The 6,763-nt window shown below is 68.6% G+C and carries 4 protein-coding genes; 2 read left to right on the top strand and 2 right to left on the bottom strand.

What is annotated here, in order from left to right; genetic code table 11:
• Positions 1-152 precede the first annotated feature (152 nt).
• Together AC27VN_RS28635 and AC27VN_RS28630 are read left to right on the top strand one after the other, a co-directional pair.
• Positions 153-1,040 (top strand): LysR substrate-binding domain-containing protein, encoded by an 888-nt coding sequence (locus AC27VN_RS28635; protein ID WP_057589983.1) that lies wholly within the window; start codon positions 153-155, stop codon positions 1,038-1,040.
• A gap of 152 nt (positions 1,041-1,192) precedes the next feature.
• Positions 1,193-4,345, top strand: coding sequence for a PAS domain-containing protein (locus AC27VN_RS28630; RefSeq protein WP_490878727.1), 3,153 nt, complete (start codon positions 1,193-1,195; stop codon positions 4,343-4,345).
• Positions 4,346-4,367: 22 nt separating this feature from the next.
• Here the strand turns inward: AC27VN_RS28630 and AC27VN_RS28625 are convergent, their stop codons facing one another.
• Both AC27VN_RS28625 and AC27VN_RS28620 read right to left on the bottom strand, forming a co-directional pair.
• Positions 4,368-6,005: a patatin-like phospholipase family protein gene (locus AC27VN_RS28625; RefSeq protein ID WP_490878726.1), complete on the bottom strand. Its 1,638-nt coding sequence runs from the start codon at positions 6,003-6,005 to the stop codon at positions 4,368-4,370.
• Between the two features lie 296 nt (positions 6,006-6,301).
• Positions 6,302-6,763, bottom strand: a 462-nt coding sequence (locus AC27VN_RS28620) for an ankyrin repeat domain-containing protein (RefSeq protein WP_490878725.1), incomplete at its 5' end; no start/stop codon positions are given.

Below are 6,763 nucleotides of genomic sequence, written 5' to 3'. Positions count from 1 at the left end.
CGGCGGCGAGAAGGACGAGGGGTGAGGCATGGATGCGGTCTCCTGTTCGGGCTCATGGGTCCCGTGAGGCTTCATTCTTGACCCGCGATCCAGCTTGGAACGTGATGTTTGATGATCGCTTCCATCACGTTCCATGATTGAATCGAGGCCCCATGCCCACCCCGAACACCCCCGCCCCGCGCAGCCACACGGCCGACATCGACCTGCTGCGCGTGTTCGACACGCTGGTACGCATCGGCAGCTTCACCACCGCGGCCAAGGCGCTGTCGCGCACGCAGTCGGCGGTCAGCATGCAGATGCGCCGGCTCGAGGAGCAGCTCGGCGTGCAGCTGGTGGAGCGCGGCAGCCGCAAGCTGGTGCCCACGGCCGAGGGCCTGCAGCTGCTGCCGCTGGCGCGCCAGATGCTGCGGCTCAACGACCAGCTGTTTCGCGACGTCGATGCGCAGGAGGTCTCGGGCAGCGTGCGCCTGGGCTCGATCGAGCACTACGCCACGCGCGTGCTGCCGGCACTGATCGCCGAGTTCTGCCGGCTGCATCCGCGCATCCACGTCGAGCTGCAGCATGGCGTGTCGTCGCTGATGCATGCCGAGCTGGGCGCGCGCTACGACATGGTCATCGGCATCGGCCCGGTCGGCTCGGGCGAGGGACTGCCGCTGTCGAAGTCGCGCATCGTCTGGGCCGCCGCGCCGGGCTCGTCGACGCACCTGCAGCGGCCGCTGCCGCTGGCGCTCAACCCCGAGGGCGCGATGCTGCGCGACTGGGCCACCCACGCGCTCGACCGCGCCGGCATCCCCTGGCGCATCGCCTACACCAGCACCACCGTCACCGGCCTCGAAGCGGCGGTGCGCGCCGGCATTGCGGTGGGCGTGTTCCGCGAGGCCACGATCTCCAAGCGGCTGCGCATCCTCGGCGCCAAGGAGGGCCTGCCCGCGCTGCCCGAGTCCGAGGCCTGGCTGGCCACGGCGCCGCTGCCGGGGCGCAAGGCGGCCGAGCTGCTCGAGGCGTTCCTGATCCACCGATTGCGCAAGTCGCAGCGCTGAACGGCGCCCTGGCGGGGCAGCCTCCCGCGCTGTCAGCGCCCGCCCTCGGCCGGGGTTGAAACCCGCTGACTTCCCGCCGGCACCGCGCCCCTCTATATTTGCCGGCATTTCCGCCCGGCGAGGCGGCGGCTCGCCCACGAAAGGCACAGGCAATGATGGACGGTTCCGGCAACACGCAGCGAACGGACGACGAAGGAGAACACACGCACCTGGCCTTCCTCGAGGGCGGCGGCGAACTGGGCCGCCTGGTGCGCGACTTCCCCTGGGAGCGCACCTCGCTCGGGCCGATCGCCGCCTGGCCGCAGAGCCTGCGGACCGCGACCAGCCTGCTGCTGCGCTCGCCGGTGCCGATCGTGATGCTGTGGGGCGAGCCCGGCTTCATGATCTACAACGACGCCTATTCGGTGTTCGCGGGCGGCCGTCATCCGCAGCTGCTGGGCTCCGAGGTGCGCCAGGGCTGGCCCGAGGTGGCGGACTTCAACGACCACGTGATGAAGGTCGGCCTGGCCGGCGGCACCCTGGCCTTCAAGGACCAGGAGCTGGTGCTGCACCGCCACGGCAAACCCGAGCCGGTGTGGATGAACCTCGACTACTCCCCGGTGCTCGACGAGAGCGGCCGCCCCGCCGGCGTGTTGGCGATCGTCATCGAGACCACCGAGCGCGTGCATGCCGAGGCCGCGCTGCGCGAGAGCGAGGCGCGCGCCAGCGGCGTGCTCGAGGGCATGGCCGAGGGCTTCGTGCTGGTCGACGCCGGCTACCGCGTGCTGGCCATCAATGCCGAGGGCATGCGGCTGGAGACGCGTCCGCGCGAGGAGATCCTCGGCCGCACCCTGTGGGACGCCTGGCCGGGCACGCTCGACAGCGCCTTCGGCCGGCTCTACCGCCAGGCGATGAGCGAGCGCCGGCGCGTCGAGATCGAGCACTTCTACACCTGGCCCAGCGGCCGCAGCGCCTGGATCGAGATGCGCGCCTATCCCTCGGGCGACGGGCTCGCGATCTTCTACCGCGACATCTCGGAGCGCAAATCGGTGGAGGAGCGCGAGCGCTTCCTGCTCAAGCTCAGCGACACGGTGCGCGACCTCGCCGACCCGGTGGCCGTGACCCGCGCCGCCGCCGAACTGCTGGGCCGCCATCTCGCGGTGGGGCGCGCAGGTTATGGCGTGGTCGATGCCACGCAGAAGCACGTGACCGTGGCGCGCGACTGGAGCGCCGGTGCCATGCCCGGCCTCGCGGGCGAATCGCGCGTGCTCGACGGCTTCGGCCCCGAGGTGGTGGCCGAGCTCAAGGCCGGCCGCACGCTGGTCATCGCGGACTTCCGCGCCGATGCGCGCGCGGGCGGCGCGTATGCCGACACCTGGGAGAGCATCGGCACGCGCGCGCTGGTCGTGGTGCCGCTGCTGCGCGCGGGCGCGCTGCGGGCCGTCTTCTACCTGCACCAGGCCACGCCCAGGACGTGGACACCGCACGAGATCGAGCTGGCCGAGCTGACCGCCGAGCGCACCTGGGACGCGGCCGAACGCGCGCGCATCGAGACGCGGCTGCGCGACAGCCGCGACCGGCTCGCGATGGAGACGCAGACGCTGGAGATCATCAACGGCACCGGCGCGCAGATCGCCGCCGAGCTCGATCTGCAGAAGCTGGTGCAGCACGTGGTCGATGCCGGCGTGGAACTCACGGGCGCGAGCTTCGGCGCCTTCTTCTACAACGTGCTCGACGATGCCGGCGAGCGCTACATGCTCTATTCGCTCTCGGGCGCCGACCGCGCCGCCTTCGAGAACTTCGGCATGCCGCGCGCCACCGCGGTCTTCGCGCCCACCTTCCGCGGCGAGGGCGTGATCCGCTCGGACGACATCCTCGCGGATCCGCGCTATGCGCAGAACCCGCCGCACAAGGGCATGCCCAAGGGCCACCTGCCCGTGCGCAGCTACCTCGCCGTGCCCGTGGTCTCGCGCTCGGGCGAGGTCATCGGCGGCCTGTTCTTCGGCCATGTGCGCACCGGCATGTTCAGCGAGCGCTCGGAGCGCGTGATGGTCGGCCTGGCCGCGCAGGCCGCGATCGCGATCGACAACGCGCGGCTGTTCGATGCCGTGCAGCATGCCAACACCCAGCTCGAGGAGCGCGTGAAGGCGCGCACCGCCGAGCTCGAGCTCGCGCACGAGCGGTTGCACCAGTCGCAGAAGATGGAGGCCGTGGGCCAGCTCACCGGCGGCATCGCGCACGACTTCAACAACATGCTGGCGGTGGTCATGGGCTCGCTCGAGCTGCTCAAGCGCCGCATGGGCGACAGCGACCCGCGCGCCCAGCGCTACACCGAATCGGCCATGGACGGCGCGCGCCGCGCCGCCGTGCTGACCCAGCGGCTGCTCGCCTTCTCGCGCCAGCAGCCGCTGCGGCCCGAGGCCATCGACGCCAACAAGCTGGTGGCCGGCATGTCCGACCTGTTGCGCCGCGCGCTCGGTGCCGAGGTGCAGCTCGAGACCGTGCTGGCCGGCGGCCTGTGGCGCGCGCACGCCGATCCGAACCAGCTCGAGAACGTCATCCTCAACCTCGCGGTGAATGCGCGCGACGCCATGCCCGAGGGCGGCCGCCTCACCATCGAGACCCAGAACGCCCACCTCGACGGCCATTACGCCAGCACCCACCTGGGCGTGCCCTCGGGGCAGTACGTGATGATCGCCGTGACCGACACCGGCATGGGCATGAGCGAGGAGGTCATCGCCAAGGCCTTCGATCCCTTCTTCACCACCAAGGGCGTCGGGAAGGGCACCGGCCTCGGCCTGAGCCAGGTCTACGGCTTCGTCAAGCAGACCGGCGGCCACGTGAAGATCTATTCGGAGGTCGGCCACGGCACCACCGTCAAGGTCTACCTGCCGCGCTTCGCCGGTGCCGGCGAGGACGGCCCCGACGCCGAGCGCGCCGACGAGGTGCCGCTCGGCGAGATGCAGGAGGTGGTGCTGGTGGTGGAGGACGAGCCGGCCGTGCGCCAGTTCAGCGTCGACGCGTTGACCGAGCTCGGCTACCGCGTGCTCGAGGCCGATGGCGCCGCCGCCGCCCTGCGCCAGCTCGAGGCCCATCCCGAGATCGCGCTGCTGTTCACCGACGTCGTCATGCCCGAGGTCAACGGCGCCAGGCTCGCCGAGGAAGTGCGCCGCCGCTGGCCCGCGGTGAAGATCCTGTTCACCACCGGCTACACGCGCAACGCGGTGGTGCACAACGGGGTGCTCGACGCGGGGGTGGAGCTGATCGGGAAGCCGTTCACGCTGGAGGCGTTGGCGGTGAAGGTGCGGCAGGTGCTGGAGGGCTGAACCCGCCAGCACCCCGCTCGCGCTAGCGAGCGGCCGACAGCTGCTGGTCGCCCGGCGGCAGGAAGCAGAACGCCATCGGCCTGTCGTGCTCGTAGTCCAGCGGCACCCCGTAGCAGTCCTCGGTGTGGTCGATCTCGACGCCGATGCAGATGGGCACGTACGAGTCCGGATTCACGCTCGGCACGTCGGCGGGCGCGGCCTTGTTCTGGATGAAGAAGTAGCCGAGCTCCTCGGTCGACACCAGGCTCCAGAGCTGGCGGTCCCGTGCGGCGTCCTGGCGCGCCTGGACGATCAGCTTCGGCGCGACGCCGGTATCGCCGCCCGACAAGGTCATGACGAAGCCGGTTCCCATCGCCGTCTCCAGATACCACCAACCTTTCTCGGTGGAGGGCACGAACTTCCAGAGCTGGTTCTTCACGCTCGGGTCCGTCATGGGTTTGCGGCTGTAGGCGATGACCTGCGCCCCGGACGCACTCGATGCGTCCTTGATGTCGAGCACGCGAACGATGTTGCCCTTGTGGCGGATGAAGAACTCCGTCTTCAGCGGATCGATGTGGCTGGCCTTCTGCGGCGCCGTCTTCGCGGGCGCCGAGGAAGATCCGCCCGTGGCGGGGCCCGAGGCCACCACGTCCCGCTTCCAGTAGGCATCGATCAGCGCCAGCGCGCCCGTGATGTCCACGCTGTTCCCGTGGCGCTCCAGCAGCGAGAGCGCCTGCTCATTGGTCGAGTTTTCGGGGATGAAGCACGGCAGCCTCGGATTGAGGTTCACGTAGCGGTCGCCCAGCAGCATCTTGGCGATGTTCGGCATGAGTTCCGTCGAAGTCCCGTTGAGACTCATGTCGAGCACCGGCGACGAGCCCTTCTGGTTCATGAGGAACGGCGTGATGTTGTCGAAGGGGTTGTCGTCGCCATTCATCCACTGCGTGGCGCCCCAGTCGTGGGTATCGCTTTGCAGCCAGTAGGGCATGTAGCCCGTTCCGATCGTGATCGCCGCGATCTGGTCGAGGGAATAGCCGTTGCGGACCGCGAGGGCGATCGCGGCAACCGTGGGGTCGTGATTGAAGAAGGCGCCATCGACATTGCCGTTCATCGAGCCGAGTTGTCCCGGCATGGCGCCGCTGGAAGTCGCCGCATGCGCGATCGGCGTCTCGGCATTTCCCTCGAGGCCATCCGCCTTGTCCCGCTCCGTGCCGAGCATGTTGGTGAACATCATCGGCTTCCAGGGAGTGGGCATCATCTTGCCGTCGTTCTGGTCCGGTTCGACGCCGCCGACGTTGAACGAGACGAGCAGCACGTCGTGCCGCGCATCGGCGATCGGTGTCGTTCCATGGAGCTTCTCCTGGCTGACCAGTACCTCGTCGATCGGGTAGGCGGGCTTTCTCGGATCGGGATTCATGGCGTTGTAGAACCCCACCTCGTGTTTGAACAGATCGATCAGGTTCTCGGGCTGCTTGCCCGCCAGCAATTCGCTGCTGATGATCGCCCCCGTCGAGCAGCCCGCGAACATCTTCGTCAGGTCCAGCAACGCCGGATTGGCGTCGCACAAGCGCTGCAGGATGGTGGCCGACAGCAGGCCACGGATACCGCCGCCGACGAACGAGATGATGGTGTAGAAGCCAGTTTTAGTCGACATCGCGAATCTCCTTTGAGTTGACCCCAATTGGGGAATCGCAGTGTCGATTTCCGATATCGGATTTGCACCTTACTTTTTCTTGCAATCGCCTTTCGAATACCGCCGAATCGAGCTTCCAATGAGAACGAAGGTATAGCTACGGATTCCGGTGAAATTGCGTGCAATGCCCTCTCCAATTCATGCGCGAAGCCTATTTCTCCGTAATTCCGGATGTAAGAAATTTCTAATAGCCGCCACCCATCGAAGCCGTCTCGTTCCCGATCCTTTTCACCGGTCGGGTGGCTGCGCGCGAAGCGGTCCGGCCGCTCGCACGCAGCGAATGGTCAGGCCGACGAGGGCGCTGCGCCAAGCAGAAACTCCGTCACCTCCTCAGAGAACACCCCGGGCCGCCCATCGATCAGCACCGTATCGGCACTCGCCGGATCGGGCCGCGCGGTCGGCATGCCATGCGCGACCAGCGCCTCGGCGCAGCCGAGCCAGTCGCCGTCTTCGACGGGCTGGTTGTACGAGGCCCACGACAGCGAGCCGATGGCGTTGTCGCCATAGCCGTGCTTCTCGGTCCAGCTCGCGCCGTGCTCGAGCAGGAAGCGCGCGAGCGCGGCGTCGCCGCGGAACACGGCCTGGTTGAGCGCAGAGGCATCCCAGTCGCCGCCACGCGCGGCGATCGGCCAGCCGCAGCGCACCATGGTGCGCACCGCATCGCCGCAGCCTTCCTGCGCCGCGAGTTCGGACAGCAGGCGAAGCTGCGACGCGGACAGCGTGTCGACGAGGCCGGGGTTCGCGGC

The organism is Variovorax sp. 20P10.2.4, assembly GCF_058244205.1.
The sequence above is the reverse complement of the archived record's forward strand: the minus strand, read 5'-3'. Positions and strand labels throughout refer to the sequence as shown.

What these genes read in the sequence shown, in the direction of transcription:
- AC27VN_RS28635 (WP_057589983.1), top strand. Translation starts at nt 153, where the DNA reads ATGCCCACCCCGAACACCCCCGCCCCGCGCAGCCACACGGCCGACATC.
- AC27VN_RS28630 (WP_490878727.1), top strand. Translation starts at nt 1,193, where the DNA reads ATGATGGACGGTTCCGGCAACACGCAGCGAACGGACGACGAAGGAGAA.